16 protein-coding genes and 1 pseudogene are annotated in these 16,000 nt (G+C 73.9%); 9 read left to right on the top strand and 8 right to left on the bottom strand.

Annotated elements, in window-relative coordinates:
* Nucleotides 1-160: 160 nt before the first annotated feature.
* Nucleotides 161-592: a nuclear transport factor 2 family protein gene (locus tag ACFOWE_RS17670; RefSeq protein ID WP_377289007.1), complete on the bottom strand. Its 432-nt coding sequence runs from the start codon at nucleotides 590-592 to the stop codon at nucleotides 161-163.
* Between the two features lie 211 nt (nucleotides 593-803).
* Here ACFOWE_RS17670 and ACFOWE_RS17665 point away from each other — a divergent pair, with 211 nt between their 5' ends.
* From ACFOWE_RS17665 to ACFOWE_RS17655, 3 genes and pseudogenes are all read left to right on the top strand, one after another.
* Nucleotides 804-1,838 carry a phosphotransferase family protein gene (locus ACFOWE_RS17665; RefSeq protein WP_377289005.1) on the top strand — a complete coding sequence of 345 codons (1,035 nt, stop codon included), beginning with the start codon at nucleotides 804-806 and terminating at the stop codon, nucleotides 1,836-1,838.
* A 46-nt stretch (nucleotides 1,839-1,884) separates the two neighbouring features.
* A pseudogene (locus ACFOWE_RS17660) lies at nucleotides 1,885-1,992 on the top strand (TFIIB-type zinc ribbon-containing protein); the annotation flags it as partial.
* Between the two features lie 15 nt (nucleotides 1,993-2,007).
* Complete coding sequence (locus ACFOWE_RS17655; RefSeq protein ID WP_377289183.1) at nucleotides 2,008-2,166, top strand: hypothetical protein; 159 nt, start codon at nucleotides 2,008-2,010, stop codon at nucleotides 2,164-2,166.
* A gap of 186 nt (nucleotides 2,167-2,352) precedes the next feature.
* Here the strand turns inward: ACFOWE_RS17655 and ACFOWE_RS17650 are convergent, their stop codons facing one another.
* The 3 genes from ACFOWE_RS17650 to ACFOWE_RS17640 all read right to left on the bottom strand — a co-directional run bounded on the left by ACFOWE_RS17650 (nucleotide 2,353) and on the right by ACFOWE_RS17640 (nucleotide 6,880).
* Nucleotides 2,353-3,354, bottom strand: coding sequence for a hypothetical protein (locus ACFOWE_RS17650; protein ID WP_377289003.1), 1,002 nt, complete (start codon nucleotides 3,352-3,354; stop codon nucleotides 2,353-2,355).
* Nucleotides 3,355-3,387: 33 nt separating this feature from the next.
* A complete protein-coding gene (locus ACFOWE_RS17645; RefSeq protein ID WP_377289002.1) occupies nucleotides 3,388-5,040 on the bottom strand; it encodes an ABC-F family ATP-binding cassette domain-containing protein in 1,653 nt (550 codons plus the stop codon).
* Nucleotides 5,041-5,401: 361 nt separating this feature from the next.
* Entirely contained in the window at nucleotides 5,402-6,880 is a 1,479-nt protein-coding gene (locus ACFOWE_RS17640) for a bifunctional phosphatase PAP2/diacylglycerol kinase family protein (protein ID WP_377289001.1), read from the bottom strand.
* A 135-nt stretch (nucleotides 6,881-7,015) separates the two neighbouring features.
* Between ACFOWE_RS17640 and ACFOWE_RS17635 the strand changes: the two genes are divergently transcribed.
* From ACFOWE_RS17635 to ACFOWE_RS17615, 5 genes are all read left to right on the top strand, one after another.
* Nucleotides 7,016-8,122: a hypothetical protein gene (locus tag ACFOWE_RS17635; RefSeq protein ID WP_377288999.1), complete on the top strand. Its 1,107-nt coding sequence runs from the start codon at nucleotides 7,016-7,018 to the stop codon at nucleotides 8,120-8,122.
* A 4-nt stretch (nucleotides 8,123-8,126) separates the two neighbouring features.
* On the top strand, nucleotides 8,127-9,389 hold the full coding sequence (locus ACFOWE_RS17630) for a toxic anion resistance protein (protein ID WP_377288997.1): 1,263 nt from the start codon (nucleotides 8,127-8,129) through the stop codon (nucleotides 9,387-9,389).
* Nucleotides 9,386-10,972: a VWA domain-containing protein gene (locus tag ACFOWE_RS17625; RefSeq protein WP_377288995.1), complete on the top strand. Its 1,587-nt coding sequence runs from the start codon at nucleotides 9,386-9,388 to the stop codon at nucleotides 10,970-10,972. Before ACFOWE_RS17630 ends, ACFOWE_RS17625 begins: the two co-directional genes overlap by 4 nt.
* Complete coding sequence (locus tag ACFOWE_RS17620; RefSeq protein WP_377288994.1) at nucleotides 10,959-11,618, top strand: hypothetical protein; 660 nt, start codon at nucleotides 10,959-10,961, stop codon at nucleotides 11,616-11,618. Before ACFOWE_RS17625 ends, ACFOWE_RS17620 begins: the two co-directional genes overlap by 14 nt.
* A gap of 142 nt (nucleotides 11,619-11,760) precedes the next feature.
* On the top strand, nucleotides 11,761-11,955 hold the full coding sequence (locus tag ACFOWE_RS17615) for a CsbD family protein (RefSeq protein ID WP_377288992.1): 195 nt from the start codon (nucleotides 11,761-11,763) through the stop codon (nucleotides 11,953-11,955).
* On the opposite strand, the gene ACFOWE_RS17610 is transcribed toward ACFOWE_RS17615, so the two are convergent.
* The gene (locus ACFOWE_RS17610; RefSeq protein WP_377288990.1) at nucleotides 11,945-12,382 is read right to left on the bottom strand and encodes a hypothetical protein; all 438 of its coding nucleotides are present in this window, start codon (nucleotides 12,380-12,382) and stop codon (nucleotides 11,945-11,947) included. The two genes, ACFOWE_RS17615 and ACFOWE_RS17610, sit on opposite strands and share 11 nt — an antisense overlap.
* 117 nt (nucleotides 12,383-12,499) lie before the next feature.
* On the opposite strand from ACFOWE_RS17610, the gene ACFOWE_RS17605 reads away from it, so the two are divergent.
* Nucleotides 12,500-13,081, top strand: a complete 582-nt coding sequence (locus ACFOWE_RS17605; RefSeq protein ID WP_377288988.1) for a hemerythrin domain-containing protein — start codon at nucleotides 12,500-12,502, stop codon at nucleotides 13,079-13,081.
* A gap of 123 nt (nucleotides 13,082-13,204) precedes the next feature.
* Here ACFOWE_RS17605 and ACFOWE_RS17600 read toward each other — a convergent pair whose 3' ends face one another.
* From ACFOWE_RS17600 to ACFOWE_RS17590, 3 genes are all read right to left on the bottom strand, one after another.
* The gene (locus tag ACFOWE_RS17600) at nucleotides 13,205-14,407 is read right to left on the bottom strand and encodes a hypothetical protein (protein ID WP_377288986.1); all 1,203 of its coding nucleotides are present in this window, start codon (nucleotides 14,405-14,407) and stop codon (nucleotides 13,205-13,207) included.
* A 239-nt stretch (nucleotides 14,408-14,646) separates the two neighbouring features.
* Nucleotides 14,647-15,429: a polyphosphate kinase 2 family protein gene (locus ACFOWE_RS17595; RefSeq protein ID WP_377288984.1), complete on the bottom strand. Its 783-nt coding sequence runs from the start codon at nucleotides 15,427-15,429 to the stop codon at nucleotides 14,647-14,649.
* A gap of 68 nt (nucleotides 15,430-15,497) precedes the next feature.
* Nucleotides 15,498-15,941, bottom strand: a complete 444-nt coding sequence (locus ACFOWE_RS17590; protein WP_377288982.1) for a protease inhibitor I42 family protein — start codon at nucleotides 15,939-15,941, stop codon at nucleotides 15,498-15,500.
* Nucleotides 15,942-16,000: the final 59 nt, after the last annotated feature.

Genomic DNA, 16,000 nt, shown 5'->3' with positions numbered 1-16,000 from the left:
TCCGGCCCGTCCTTCCGGGCCGTCGCCTTCGCGGAACTCAGGGCCATCATCACCGGCAGAGGGGGGTGCCTCACCCGGGTGGACCGGATTTGGGGCAGTTCGTGACCGCCCCTGACCGGGCCGTGACCTCCCCACCCGGCGCCGCGGAGCGGCGGGGCGGTCACTGGACGGTGCGCCAGGACTGCTCCTCGACCAGTTCCCGGCTCCGCCAGCCGTACATGGTGCGGACCATCCGGTGGCGGTACCAGCCGCCGCCCCGGACGAGCCCGGTGGCGTCGGCGGCGAGCATCTCCCTGGAGGGGGCGAGGGTGTCGGTGAAGGGGGCCGCGACCACGGCCTCGTCGCCCTCGAAGCGGATGGTCGCCGTCCCGATCACGTGGTGGCGTCCGGGCCACTGCGACAGCACCTCGGCCAGCCAGGCGCGGGCCTCGTCCCGGGTGCCCCTGATCCCGCCGGCCGCCGTGTAGTCGATCACCGCGTCCGCGGTGAAGACCAGGTCCAGGCGCTGCCAGTCTCCGGTGTCGACGGCGCGGGCGTAGCGGGCGAGCAGGTCACCGATCTCCAGCCGGTCCGCGACCTCTTGTTGCCTCATGCCCCTTATCCAACCAAACGCTTGCTATAGGCGCGAGGGTCTCCCGCCGCCCGCCCGTTCCCCGGATCCGGCGAGCGCACGGCACCGGCCCGGCCGGGCGCCTCCCGCCGGCCCGGGCGGACTCGCCCGGACCGGCGGCGGGTTCACCGGCCCCGCTCCTTTACATCGTAGATTCATTCAGTGGCCCGGGACGCTGTGGTTCACTTTGCGGGTGAGCGAGAGCGACGACCTGACCGGCGCGCTGGGCCGGATCGCCGCCCGGTACGGCGACGCGCCGCCCGTGGTGCTGCCCACCCGCCCCGACGTGACGGTCGTGCGGGCGGGCTCCGTGGTGGTCAAGGCGCACGTCCCCGAGGTGGGGCGGCAGGAGCTGGAGGCCCGGATGCGGGCCGTGGCCGGCCCGGCGCTCCGCGGGATCCTGCTCGAGCCGGTGACCGGGCAGGTCATGACCGCCGGAGACCGGCTGGTCACCGTCTGGCCGGCCGGGGAGCCGGTGGACCCCGACGATCCGGACGCGGCGCCCTGGGAGGAGGGGGCTCGGCTGCTGGCCAGGCTGCACGCCGTACCGGCGGAGGCGCTCCCGGCGCTGCCGCCCGCGGGCGGGCCCGCGCGGGTCGGCAGGACGGTCGCCCGGCTGGACGGCGGCTCGGCGGCCGAGCGGGTCGTGCGCCGCGCCTTCGAATGCCTGCCCGGCCTGCCGCCCCGGCCCCCGGCCCCCTCCGGTGCGGGCTCCCCCGCGAACGCCTCTCCCGGGTCTCTCGCGGGCGCCTCTCCGGAGGCCTCAGGGGCGCCCTCCGGGGCGGCGCCCCCGCGGGACGCCCCTCCCCCGGCGCCCGTGACCGGGCCGTGCTCGCTGGCGCACGGCGACTGGCACCTGGGGCAGATGGTCCGGCTCCGCGGCGAGTGGATCCTCATCGACGCCGACGACCTGGGCGTCGGCGATCCGGCGTGGGACCTGGCCCGGCCTGCGGCCTGGTTCGCGGCCGGGCTGCTGGACCCGGTGGTCTGGCACCGCTTCCTGGCGGCCTACCGCGCCGCGGGCGGGTGTGCCGTGGGAGCCGCCGGCGACCCGTGGGAGCGGCTGGACCTCCCCGCGCAGGCGATGACCGTGCAGCTGGCGGCCGCGGCGGTGGCGGCGGCGAAGCGGGAGGGGCGGGCGCTGGACGAGGTGGAGCAGGTGCTGGTCGACTCCTGCCAGAGGATTGTCCAGTTCCGGAACGCCTGCCATATTGTGGCAACGCAGTAGGTTGTCGGTAACGACGACCCGATGCCGAAGCAAGGAGACCGACCACATGCAGTGTCCGAAGTGTCGGGGCAACATGCGCACGTACGAGCGCAATGGTGTCCACATCGACCAGTGCGACGGTTGTCGCGGGATCTTCCTGGACTACGGCGAGCTCGAGACGCTGACCCGCATGGAGAGCCAGTGGGCCCAGCAGCACTCCGCTCCGCCGCCCCCGCCGCCCCCGCCGCCCGCTCACGGCGCGCCCGGCTGGGGAGCCCCCGCCCCGCACTACGGCGGCCACTACGGCCACCACCGCCGCAGCTGGGTCGGCATGCTCTTCTCCACCTGATCGGCGGCCTGCCGCCTCAAGGGGGGAGCCGACCACGAGACCCACGAGACCGCGGTCCCGCACGGGGACCGCGGTCTTCGCGTCTCCGGCGGCGGACCCGCGCGCCCGGGACCGGAGCCCGGCCCGGGGCGGGCGCCCCGCCGCCGGACCGGAACGGCTCCGGCGGACCGGCCCGGGCCCGGCGCCTCAGCCGGGGAACTTGTCCGGGTCGACCGGCTTGGAGCGGACGTTCCCGCCCTTGACCGCGTGCAGGGTGAGCGTCCAGTTGTCCCAGCGGATGTAGCCCCCGGAGCGGGTGGTCCTGAAGCGCACGCTCTTGCCGAACTCGGTGAAGGCGCACGAGCGGCTGAAGGCCCGGGCGCCGGAGTCCCAGTCGCTGCCCGTGGTGTAGAAGATCCTGTACTTGCCGTCGCGGATGCCGGGGACGGTGGCCCTGGACTTCTTGCGCACGTAGAAGACGACGGCCTTCTTCTTGCCGCGCACCAGGAAGACGACGGCGTCGCTCGTGCCGCCGTTGTGCACCTTCACCGAGCCCCGCCCGGTCCGGCTCTCGGACTGGATGATCCTCCCGTTGCCCAGGCGGCGGGTCTTCTGCTTGGCCGCCTTCACCGAGACGACGTCGGCCGGGTAGCCGGCCAGCCCCGCGGCGGCCTCCTTCATGTCGGGCAGGTCACCGGAACGGTCCAGCCTGGTCAGCACGGCCGGGCCCGTGCACACCTCCTGGGCCCGCACGTCCTGGCCGGCGCCGTCGAAGGCGGCGCCGAACATGCGCAGCGCGTCGAGGTAGGTCGAGTGCTGGAGCGTCACCTCGGCCGGGGGCGTCAGCGCCTCCAGCCGGGCCACGGCCTGGCGCACCGCGGACGCGGTCCGGTCGACGCGCTTGCCGAGGCCCTTGTAGCCGTCGGCGTCGGCCAGCTTGCGCAGCGCATCCCGGACCGGGCCGCGCGCCTGCTGCAGCTCGGCCCGGTACTGCTCGGCCGTCAGGCCCGCCGGAGCGGGCGTGGCGTCCGCCGCGCCGCCGGGCGTGCCGGAGCCTCCGCCCATCGCGCCCACCACCCCGCTCGCGGTGGCCTGGCCGCCGGTGGGCCGGGTGGCGGGGACGGCGGTGCAGGCGGTGAGGGTGAGGGCGGCGGCCGTGGCGAGCGCGGCGCCGGACAACAGGCGGGGGGCAGCCGGGGAGATCCTCATCTGCCCCACTATCGCCCGATCGATCTACCTCCGTCAAACCTCCACTCCGGCCGGCGGCCCGGCCTGCTCCGACAGCCTCCCCTCCCGGTCGAGGACCAGCCACCGGGTGATGCCGAGCGTGCGGAGGAACGGCAGGTCGTGGCTGACCACGACCAGCGCCCCCCGGTAGGCCTCCAGCGCCCGGCCGAGCTGCCGGACGCTGGACAGGTCCAGGTTGTTGGTGGGCTCGTCCAGCAGCAGGAGCCGCGGCGGCGGCTCGGCGGAGAGCAGCGCCGCGAGCACGGCGCGGAACCGCTCCCCTCCGGAGAGCGTCCCGGCGGGCCGGTCGGCCCGCGCGCCGCGCAGCAGGAACCGGGCCAGCCGGGCCCGGATCGCGTTCGGCGTCGCCGAGGGCGCGAACCGGCGGACGTTCTCCACCACGCTGAGCGCGTCGTCGAGCACGTCCAGCCGCTGCGGCAGGTACCGCACGCCGGGCACGCCCAGCGTGACGGAGCCCTCCTCCGGCTCCAGCTCGCCGACGAGCGTGCGCAGGAGCGTGGTCTTGCCCGATCCGTTGGGGCCGAGCAGCGCGATGCGCTCCGGGCCGCGCACGGCCAGCTCCTCCACCGCGCCCCCGCTCGCGGTCCGCAGGCCGGTGGCGGTCAGCACGGTCTTGCCCGCGGGCACGGCCGTCTCCGGCAGCTCGATGCGGATCACCGGGTCGTCCCGGACCGCCGCGGCGGCCTCGCCGAGCCGCTCGCGCGCCTCGGCGAGCCTGCCGGCGTGCAGGTTGCGGTGCTTGCCCGCCGCGACCTGCGCCTGGCGCTTCCGCTCGTTCATGATGATCTTCGGCTCGCGTTTCTGCTCGTTCATCTTGTCGCCGTAGCGGACCCGGCGGGCCAGTTTGACCTGGGCCTCCTCCCACTCGCGTTTCTGCCTGCGCACATCGGCCTCGGCCACGCGGACCATGCGCTCGGCCGCCTCCTGCTCGGCGGCGAGCATCTCCTCGTAGGCCGTCAGGTTGCCGCCGTACAGGCGGACCGCGCCGCCGCCGAGGTCGGCCACGGTGTCCACCAGCTCCAGCAGGGCCCGGTCGTGGCTGACCACCACGAGCACGCCGCCGTACGACTCCACCGCGGCGTACAGTCTGCGCCGCGCGTCCAGGTCGAGGTTGTTGGTGGGCTCGTCCAGCAGCAGCACGTCGGGGCGGCGCAGCAGCAGGGCGGCCAGGGCGGTCAGCACGGCCTCCCCGCCGGAGAGCGTCGCCGTCGGCCGGTCGAGGCCGACGTGACCCAGGCCGAGCCGGTCGAGCTCGGCGCGGGCGCGCTCCTCGACGTCCCAGTCGTCGCCGATCGCGGCGAAGTGCTCCGCCAGCTCGTGCTCGGCGGCCTCCCCCCGCTCCAGGGCCAGCAACGCCCGCCGTTTGGCGGTGATGCCGAGCAGGTCGGAGACGCTGCGGGCGGCGTCCAGCAGGAGGTTCTGCGGCAGGTAGCCGACCTCGCCGGTGACGCCGACCGACCCGGACGCCGGGACGAGCTCGCCGGCGACGAGCCTGAGCAGGGTGGATTTGCCCGAGCCGTTGACGCCGATCAGCCCGGTACGGCCGGCGGGGAGGGCGGCGTCGAGCCCGTCGAGCACGACCGTGCCGTCCGGCCAGGCGAACGAGAGACGGTCGCAGACGATGGAGGATGACGTGGGGAATGACATGGGGCGGCTCCCGGTGAGGTGTCGTGGTCTTCTTCGCTGACACGGGAGACACCGCGGGCGCGCACGCCCCGCAGGGGGGAACCCAGGAAAGAAGCCGCCGCCGGAGACGGGGAGCATTCCGCTGAGGTCGAAGCGCGCCGGGCCGGTGAACGGCTCTCGCAAGCGCGGTGTCCGAAACCTCAGAACTCCACCGGACTCCCCCAGGGACGACGACAGGACGCCATCGACGGTACGTCGGCGCTCCGGACGCGTCAATTCTTTTTTCCGCCCGTCTTCTCCGCCCGCCCGGCGCGCCGGTGTCCGCCCGGCGCGCGTCCACCCGGCATGCACGCGTCCGCCCGGCGCGCGTCCGCCCGGCGGGTCAATCGACGGGGCGCAGGACCAGCAGCGAGCGGGGGCGCTTGGTGAAGCGCACCTCGCCCGCGGCGGTGAACACCTCCCCGTCGCAGGCGATGCGCAGACGGCCGGAGGGCGAGGAGATCCGCAGGGTGTCGGCCTGCCACTGCCGGTAGTGGCGGGAGAGCTTGAACCGGCCGGTCAGGACGCTGATCAGGGCGCGCACCCGGGGCAGCCGGTCGGCCGCGGTCAGGATCCGCACGTCCAGCAGGCCGTCCTCCAGCCGCTCGCGGCGGGTGGGCGCGGCGCCGCGCACCTCGTAGCGGCAGTTGCCCACGAACACCAGCCAGGCGCGGCGCGGCACGCCGTCCACGACGAGGTCGACGGGGCGCGCGTCATCTCGCCCGAGCACCTCGGCCATCGCCCACAGCAGCGCGGGCCACTTGCCGATCCGGCCCCGCCGCCGCTCCCGTCCGGCCAGCACCTCCGGGTAGACGCCCAGGCTCGCGGAGTCGACGAAGGTCCGCCCGGCGGCCTCGCCGACGTCGACGCTCACCAGGTCGCCGGAGCGGTAGGCGGCGACGGCCTCGTCAGCGGTCAGCACGCCCAGCGCGCGGGCGAAGTCACCGGGCGGGCCGGAGGGCACGACCAGCAGCGGGGTGGCGGTCCGCGCCACCTGCCCGGCGGCCCTGCTCACCAGTGCGTCGTCTCCGGCCACGGCGAGCACCTTGGCCCGCGAGGCGGCCTGGCGCACCACCTCGCCGAGGTCGTCGCCGGGGCCCGGCTCGCGGATCTCCGCCCGGGGCAGCGCGGCGCGCAGCACGTCCGCCGTCCTCGTCCCCGCCTCCGCGGCACCCGCCCCTCTCCCCGGGCCCGCCCCCTCGTCGACCACGGCGACCACGCCCTCGCCCTCCGGGTCGAGCGGGACGGGAGGGGCGGTGACGGCGGCCCGGGCCCGGCCCGCCTCGGCGGCCTCCGGCCACAGGCGCAGGGTGATCGCTCCGGCGGCCACGCCGACCGCCGCCCCGGCCAGCACGTCCCCCGGGTAGTGCACGCCGGTGTAGACGCGGGAGAAGCACACCCCCGCCGCGAGCAGCCCGACGGGCACGGCGACGGCCCGGGGCGCCTCCATGGCCACGGCGGCGGCGAACGCGGCGGCCGAGGCGGAGTGCCCGGAGGGGAACGACGCCGAGAGCGGCATCTTGACCAGCCGCGCCAGCGGGAGCCCTTCGGCGGACGGCCGGGACCGGCGGAACGCCTGCTTGCCCACCAGGTTGACCAGGGGGCTGGCCAGGCTGACCGCGAGCAGCCCCCGGGTGGCGGCCCGGCGCAGCGGCCGCCGCCCGCTGACCGCGAGCGCGCCGGCGATCCCCGCCCAGAGCAGGGAGTTGTCCGCCGCGCGCGACAGCGCGGGGACCACACGCTCGAGACCGGGCAGCCGCGCGCCCGCCACGGCGGCGAACAACCGCCGGTCCATCCTGCCCAGCCGCTCCGCCAGCCGCATCCGTCCACGTCCTTTCGAATGACGAGCAAATGAACAGGAACGTAATTCTGTCGACCATCCCCCTATCCCCCGCGCACCCCTTTTATTCACCGCAGATAATCCCCAAAAAAGGGGCTTTTCCTGAAATGAGGTGTGATGAAGCGGCCGATCGGCATCGCTCTGGCAGTGCTGCTCGCCGCCGTGGTCGCGGTGGCCGTCCACCTCGGCGACGGCGGCGGCGGGCCCGTCGTGGTGCGGGGGGTCATCGGCTCCGAGAAGGAGCCCTTCTTCAACGATCCCCGGGTGCGCGCGGCGTTCGAGGAGCACGGGCTGCGGGTGGAGGTGGAGACCGCCGGTTCCCGGCAGATCGCCACCGGATTCGAGCTGGACGGCTACGCCTTCGCGTTCCCCTCCAGCCTCCCCGCGGCGGACAGGATCGCCAGGGACCGGAAGGTCACCCGGGTCTTCTCCCCCTTCCATTCGCCCATGGCGGTGGCCACCTTCGAGCCGATCGTCCGCGTCCTGGCCGGCGCCGGGCTGGTGCGCGACTCCGGCCAGGGCCACCAGATCTTCGACGTCGCCGCCTATCTCGACCTGGTCGCCGAGGGCGCCCGCTGGGACCGCCTGCCCGGCAACACCGCCTACCCGGCGCGCAAGCGGGTGCTGCTGACCACCACCGACGTGCGGACCTCCAACTCCGCCGCCATGTACCTGGCGATGACCAGCTACGTCGCGGGCGGCAACGACGTCGTCGACTCCGCCGCGCAGGTGCCCGGGCTGGCCGAGAAGCTGGCGCCGCTCTTCCTCGACCAGGGGTATTCACAGGCCTCCAGCGAGGCGCCGTTCCAGGACTACCTGGTCATGGGATCCGGCAAGACGCCGATGGTCGTGATCTACGAGGCGCAGTACCTGTCCCGGCTGTTCTCCGGCGACGGGTCGATCACCTCCGACATGCGGCTGCTCTACCCGGCACCGACCGTGCTCAGCAAGCACACGCTGGTGCCGCTCACCGCGCAGGGGGAGCGGGTCGGGCGGCTGCTGACCGAGGATCCCGGGCTGCGCGCCCTCGCCGCGCGGCACGGGTTCCGCACCGCCGACCCCGGGGCCTTCACCGACCTGGCCGCCCGCCACCGGGCGCCGGTCGCGCGGAACCTGGTGGACGTGGTCGAGCCGCCCGCCTACGAGCACCTGGACCAGCTCATCACCGGCATCGAGCGGCTCTACGCCGGCGGTGCCGCCCCCCGGACCGAAGGAGGGTCCTGAAACCGTGACAGACAGCACCGGCGGCACCGCGGGCACGGCCGGGGACGGCCTGACGCCCACCCCGCCCGCGACCGCGGGCGGTCTCACGCTCACTCCCCCCGCGGCCGCGGGCGGCCCGACGCTCACGCCGCCCGCCCCGGTGGGGGCCGTACCGGCGCAGCAGGCCGCGACCATGCTGCCGCTTCCCGAGGAGCGCCGGGCCGAGCTGACCGCCAGGGCACGGGACTTCGCGGCGGAGCTGGCCGCGCTGGACCCCCGGGTGCCGGACTTCACCCGCAGGGTGAACGACATCTCCTCGATGGGCGACGGCGAGATCCGCTCCGCCTCCCAGGTGGCCGGGCGCATGCTCAAGCGCCCGGTGGCGGCCCTGTCGGCCGCCGAGGGCGAGGGCGCGGACGCCCAGGGGCGGGTGGCGGGGCGGCTGGTGGAGCTGCGCCGCACCGTGGTGGACCTCGACCCGAAGCAGGCGGCGAGCGGGCCGCGCAGACTGCTGGGCCTGATCCCCTTCGGTGACCGGCTCCGCGACTACTTCGCCAGGTACTCCTCCGCGCAGAAGCACCTCGACGACATCGTCCGGGCGCTGAAGTCCGGCCAGGACGAGCTGCTCAAGGACAACGCCGCGATCGAGGGCGAGAAGGCGAACCTGTGGGAGGCGATGACCCGGCTGCAGGAGTACGCGGTGCTGGCCTCCGCGCTCGACGCCACCCTGGAGGAGCACCTGCTCCAGCTGGAGGCGACCGACCCGGAGCGGGCGACCGCGCTCCGCTCGGACGCGCTGTTCGCCGTACGGCAGAAGCACCAGGACATCCTCACCCAGCTGGCCGTCTCCGTGCAGGGCTATCTGGCCCTGGACCTGGTCCGCAAGAACAACCAGGAGCTCATCAAGGGCGTGGACCGGGCGACCACCACGACGATCGCCGCGCTGCGCACCGCGGTGGTCGTGGCGCAGGCCCTGGCGAACCAGAAACTGGTGCTGGACCAGATCACCGCGCTCAACTCCGTGACCGGCGACCTGATCCTGGCCACCGGCGAGATGCTCCGCACCCAGGCGGGCGCGATCCAGAACCAGGCCGCCGCCGCCACCGTGGACATGGACACGCTCCGCAGGGCGTTCGACGACGTCTACGCCACCATGGACATGATCGACGCCTTCCGCGCGCAGGCCGTGCGGAACATGGCCGTCACCGTGGAGAGCCTGACCACCGAACTGGAGCACGCCAGGACCTACGTCGAGCGGGCGGCCGTGCGGGCGGAGGCGGACCGGTGAGCGCGGTGCGCGGCGGCGCGCAGGGAGTCTGGAGGGCGCTGCGGCGGGCGGCCGCCGCGGCGGTGGCGGCGGCGCTGTCGCTCGGCGCGGCGGCGTGCGGCTCCGGCGCCGAGCACCAGGACGGGCCCGACGTGCTGCGCATCCTGGCCGGCAGCGAGGTGGCGGACATGGAGCCGCTGCTGGAGCGGTCCGGGGTGAAGGTCAGGTTCACCTACACCGGCACCCTGGACGGGGCCGAGCAGGTGGCGTCCGGCGGCGCCGACGGCCGCTACGACGCCGTCTGGTTCTCCTCCAACCGCTACCTGTCGCTGATCGACGGCGCGCGGGCCCGGCTGTCCACCGAGACCCGGACCATGGTCTCCCCGGTGCTGCTCGGCCTGCGCACCGCCAAGGCCGCCGAACTCGGCTGGGCGGACGGCAGGGCCACCTGGGAGGAGATCGCCACCGCCGCCGCCGGCGGGCGCTTCACCTTCGGCATGACCAACCCGGCCTCGTCCAACTCGGGCTTCTCCGCGCTGGTCGGCGTGGCCGCCGGGCTCTCGGGCGCCGACGGGGCGCTGACCGCCGAGCAGGTCGCCTCGGTGACGCCCCGGCTGAAGGAGTTCTTCACCGCCCAGAGGCTCACCTCGGGCTCCTCCGGCTGGCTGGCCGAGGCCTACGCGCGAGGCGGCGGGGTGGACGGCCTCGTCAACTACGAGTCGGTGCTGCTGGGCATGACGGGCCTGACCCTCGTCCGCCCGTCCGACGGCGTGGTCACCGCGGACTACCCGCTGACCCTGCTGGCCTCGGCCCCGGCGGAGAAGAAGGAGCTGTACGGCAGGCTGGCCGCCTGGCTGCGCACGCCGGGCACGCAGCGGGAGATCATGGCCGTCACCCACCGGCGGCCGGCCGTGCCCGAGGTGCAGCCCGGCCCGGAGTTCGGCGCGGAGCCCCTGCTGGAGCTGCCGTTCCCCAACCGCCGCGCCACCGCCGACGGGCTGATCACCGCCTACCTCGACGAGCTGCGGGTCCCGGCGCACGCGTTCTTCGTGCTGGACACCTCCGGCTCGATGGAGGGCGGGCGGATCGACGCCCTCCGCGAGGCCCTGGTCACGCTGACCGGTGCCGACCGCTCGGCCTCCGGGACGTTCTCCCGGTTCCGCAGCCGCGAGACCGTGACCATGATCCCGTTCAGCGGGGAGGTGGGCGCCGAGCGCACCTTCGTCCTGCCGGAGAGCGGCCCGGAACCGGTGCTCGCGCAGATCAGGCAGTACGCCGAGGACCTGCGGGCGCGCGGCGGCACCGCGATCTACAACGGGCTGCGGGCCGCCTACGCGCAGAGCACCGCGGGCGACGCCGGCCACTACGTCTCTGTCGTGCTGATGACCGACGGGGAGAACACCGACGGCACCTCCTTCGAGGACTTCGAGTCCCTGTACCGGATGATCCCGCAGGGACGGCGGCCGCGGACCTTCGTGGTGCTGTTCGGCGAGAGCGACGTGGCGGAGATGAAGCGCGTCGCGGAGCTGACCGGAGGCGCCGTCTTCGACGCCCGCGACGGCTCCCTCGCCGAGGTCTTCAAGGAGATCCGTGGCTACCAGTGACCGGCACCGCCGCGGACCGGGCCGCACCGGCGCCGGCGGCAGGGTGCTGGGCTATCTCGGTTCCACCCGGAACATCACCGGCTGCGTGCTCGCCCTGACCGGCCTGGCCGCGCACTTCCTCGGGCTGGCGGGCACGCTCTGGCCGCTGGTGGTCGCCGGCCTGTACGGCGCCGGCGCGCTGCTGGCCCCGCCCGAGCCGGCCCGCGCGGCCGTCTCCCTCGCCGGGGCCGGACCCGGCGCGCTCCGCACCGAACTGGACGCGCTGCGGCGCCGGGTGGCCGGGTCCGGCCTTCCGGCCGACGTGGCGGCCAGGGTGGAGGGCCTGACCGGACTGCTGGAGGGGATGCTGGGGCGGGCGGAGGCGCTGGCCGCCTCCCCCGACCACCTGCACGTCGTCTCCCAGACGATCCGCGACTACCTCCCGGCGAGCCTGGACGCCTACGCCGCCCTGCCCCGCTCCTACGCGATGGAGCGCCGGGACGGCGACGGGCGCAGCCCGCACGAGGAGCTCCTGGACCAGCTCGACCTGCTGGACGGCGGGCTCCGCGAGATCGCGCGGGCCGTGCACCGGGGCGACGAACAGGCCCTGCGCGACCAGGGCCGCTTCCTGCGCGACCGGTTCGGCCGCTCGGAGCTGGATCTCTAACTCCGGCCCGCGCGGCACGGCCTCCGCCCTCCCCCCGCGGGCGCGGCGTCCCTCCCCCGGGCGGGGCAGGGGTTTGCCTCCCCGCTGCGGGGATAGGTGCCGTCCTCGTCCGAGAGAACACGACGACCGAGGAGGGACGACCGTGGGCACCGAAGACAAGATCTCCAACAAGGCCGAGGAACTCAAGGGCCGGGCCAAGGAGAACGTGGGCTACGCCACCGGCGACGAGGAGCTGCGCGCCGAGGGCCGGGCCGACCAGGCCGAGGGCAACATCAAGCAGGCGGGCGAGAAGGTCAAGGACGCCGGGAAGAAGATCAAGGACGCTTTCACGCGCTGACGGACCGGCGTTCGCCTGACGGCACGGCGGGGGCCTGCGGGCCCCCGCCGTTCCCGTGCGCCCCCGCCCGCCACCAGGCGACGATCCACGCCGCCTCCACGGCCGCGTCGAGCAGGTAGACCGGCCGGATGCGCCGGCGCGCCACGTAGACCACGTCGATCACCGCCAGGGTCGCCGCGGTCGCGACGCCCACCCGCCGCGCGTGCACGCGCCCCTCGGCCGTCGCGGCGCCCCGCAACTGCGACCAGCCGATCCCGGCCAGCAGCCCGCCCACCGTGCGGACCAGCCAGTCGTCCTCCTTGGGGCCGGAGACCTTCTCGAAGCTCGGCAGGTGGACCAGCGGCCACACCCCCGACAGCACGTTGAAGGCGCCGTGCCACAGCGCCAGCCGGGCCGCGCCGGACCTCTTTCCCGAACCTTCTCCCATGCGTGGCCGGTGCCCGGGGTCCCAGCGGGCAAACACCCGCCATGCAGGGGCGGCACCCGGTCCGGGTTTCGCCACCGGCACGCGGGTAGCCCAGCGGTACACCGAAGGGAGAACGACATGACCGAGCGCCAGACGGTGCCCGAGATGATGAAGGAGAACGACGTCGTCGACCTGCTCATCCGGCAGCACGCGATGATCAGGGACATGTTCGACGAGGTCGAGAAGGCCACCGCCAGCGAGCGGGAGGAGGCCTTCCGGCGCCTGGTCCGGATGCTGGCCGTGCACGAGACGGCCGAGGAGGAGATCGTGCACCCGTACGCCCGGCGCAAGCTGGAGGGCGGGGACGCGGTGGTCGACGACCGTCTGGCCGAGGAGCACGAGGCCAAGAAACTCCTGATGGCCATGGACAAGGCCGGAGTCGAGGACTCCCGGTTCATGACGAACCTGGCGGTGCTGCGGGCCTCCGTGATGGCCCACGCGCGCAGCGAGGAGCGCTACGAGTTCACCCAGCTGCGCGCCCGCACCAGCGAGACCGAGCGGCGCGCCATGGCCGCCGGGCTGAAGGCCGCCGAGGCGATGGCCCCCACCCACCCCCACCCGGGTGTCGAGTCGGCGACCAAGAACATCCTGGTGGGCACGCCGGTGGCGATGATGGACCGGATCCGCGACGTGATCCGCAACGCGATGAAGGAGGACTGAGCGCGCCGCCTCACCGCGGCCGCCGGTGTGCCTCCCGCGGGAAGCGTACGGCCCGCACCCCGGCGAGGGGTGCGGGCCGTACGCCGTACCGGGCCGGAGACCGGTCCCGGACGGCGGGCCGCGTCAGCGGATCTGGCGGAGGCTGGCCACCGGGTGGTCGCCCTCCATCTGGTGGCGGTACTCCCGGCCGGACTTGGCGCGGTTCTCGTCGATGACGAGCTCGCTCGGCGGCTTCTCCCCGTTGTGCACGGCCGCCTGCAGCTTCTCGAACCGCTCGTGCATGTCCTGCACGTAGCCGGTGCCGATGGTGGTGTAGTCGATCTGCGTGGCCAGCAGCTCGCGCAGGTAGGCCTTGTTCGGCTCGAAGGTCACCGGGGCCGGCAGGTGCGGGGCCAGGACCTCCTCCGGCTCGCGGCCGTCGTGCCGCTTGAACAGCTCGGCGGCCAGGCGCAGGTGCTCCAGCTCCATGTTGAGGTGGAGCTCCCAGATCGCCTTCACCTTCGGGTCGGACTCGGTCTCCATGAACGAGTGGTACAGGTAGCACTCGTTGTACTCGTGGTTGAGCAGCATCTCCCACCACGTCTCCCCCGGGTCGACCAGCGACTCGTAGTGGGTGACGTGCTCCTCCTCGATCATCCCGATCTCCTGGTAGAGCTGGCGGGCGATCGGCTCCATGTACGTCGGGCCGACGTTCATGTAGAAGTTCATGGTCTGCTGCTCGGCCGCCATGATCGTCAGCGCGTGCATCTTGGAGATCGGCTCGACCGTGCTCCGGTCGTACGGCTCGCGCACGTTGTCGATCGGGTGCCGGTGGTGCAGGTAGGTCGGCCGGCCCGGCATGACCTCGGTCAGCCCGTCGACGATCCTCTCGGCCTTGCGGTGCTCGATCATCTCGAACAGGTTGGCGTACCGGTACAGGTGGTCGAAGTCCTCCAGCACGCCGAACTGGTAGGCCTGCTTGAGGTAGGGGTCCGGCTCCATCCGCGCGACCCACGCCGTCAGGTCCACCGCGACCTGCTCGTAGGCGAGCGTGGTCTCCAGCACCGAGGCCAGGCCTGGCAGCAGCCAGTTGACGGCCTTCTGCTGCTGCGCCTCGATGTAGCGGACCTCGGCCAGCTGGTGCTTGACCGCCATGTCGGGGCAGTGCCGGGCCATGTGGTGGCTGAAGAAGACCGCCTCGGTCTCGATGCCGTTCATCGTGATGATCCGGCACCGGGTGTAGGGGTCGGAGTGGTCGGGGTCGATCGGCATGACGTTCAGCTCACGCCAGTTGCGCAGCTGCCGGTCCAGCGGGATCCCCCGCTCCTGCAACGGATTGAAGGTCATTCGCCTCTCCTCGTTCGGTGGCTGTAGGCGTGGATCGGCTGCCCTACCCTCTGGTCTCGCGGAGCAACCCGGCCTCATCCGCCACCTTCCCCGGCCCGTCCCTCCTCCCTGCTCGGCGCGGGGAAAATCATCGTCAACCGGCGGGCCCGGCCCGGATCCCGAGGCGCGCGACCGGACGCCGCCCGCGCTCCGCGGGACCCGGCCCGGCTCGCTCCTCGCCGGTCCCGCCGGGCCCCGGGTCACTCCTCGTCGGTCCCCCCGGGCGCCGGGTCGCTCAGGTCGTGGCCGCGGGCGGTCAGCTCGGCCTGGATCGCGTCGCAGACCGTCTCCACCACCGTGACCCGGGCCAGCCGCTTGTCGTCGGCGGCGACGACGTGCCAGGGCGCGGCGGGGTGGTCGGTGCGCTCCAGCATCTCCTCGACCGCGATCTCGTACTGCGCCCGCTTGTCCCGGTTGCGCCAGTCCTCGGCGGTGAGCTTCCAGGCGCGCAGCGGGTCGTCCGCCCGGGACTGGAAGCGGCGCAGCTGCTCCTCCTCCGAGACGTGCATCCAGAACTTGACGATGATCATGCCCTCGGCGGCGAGGGTCCGCTCGAACTCCACGATCTCGCCGTAGGCGCGGGACCACTGCTCCTCCGTGGCGAAGCCCTCCACCCGCTCCACCAGCACCCGCCCGTACCAGGAGCGGTCGAGCACCGCCATGCCGCCCCAGCCCGGCAGGACCTTCCAGAAGCGCCACAGGAAATGGTGCCTGTGCTCGTCGGGGGTCGGGGCGGAGAACTGGGCGACCCGGACGTGCCGGGGGTCGAGCGGCCGGACGAGGCGCTTGATCGCACCGCCCTTGCCGGAGGCGTCCCAGCCCTCGAACACCACGCAGAGCGGAGGGCCGACGCGCTTGTCGCCGATCTGCCCGCCCAGCATGAGGCGGAGCCGGAGCAGCCGGTACAGCCCGGCCTCGAGCCGTTCGGCCGCCTCCTTCTTCGGCAGCCTGCGGGACAGGTCGATCTCAGCCAGTCGGTTCATTCGTTCGTCTCCAACCCGGGGGTCCCGGCCCTCGGGCCGGGTGCTCACACCGACCAGCCTCGCACGGATCACCGCACGGTGATCCGGAAGGTCGCCTCGCCGGAGTAGCGGCGGCTCTGCTCGTCGGCGGGGACGCGGCCGACCGGGCAGCGCCAGCAGTTGGAGATCGTGACCGAGGCCGTGCCGGGGCGCTTGGCATTGAACACGTAGTAGCGGGTGCCGCCCCCGCCGGTGGTGCCGGGCTCGCCCCCGTGCTCGTACTCGTCGCCGATGTACGACAGCAGCGCCACGTCGGGCAGCTCCTCCAGCTTCCAGCTGTCACCGACGGAGGCGTTCTCGGCCACCGCGAGGGAGAACCGCTCGCCGGGGGCGACCTCGACGGGGACCGTGGCGCCGACCCGCCCCTCGGCGACCTTCCCGTAGTCGCCGACGGCCCTGCCGCCGCCGCAGCCCCCGACCAGTGTCACCAGCACCGTCAGCACCGCGGCGGCGGCCGTCGTTCGAAACGTCACGCGGGCCAGGGTACCGAGCCGGACCGTGCCCGGCCCGGCGCGGTACGCCTCCCGGCCCC

This window comes from Planomonospora corallina (genome assembly GCF_042650625.1).
Lineage (GTDB): Bacteria > Actinomycetota > Actinomycetes > Streptosporangiales > Streptosporangiaceae > Planomonospora_B > Planomonospora_B corallina.
Note: the sequence above shows the minus strand (reverse complement) of the source record. Positions and strands in the feature narration are given on the sequence as shown.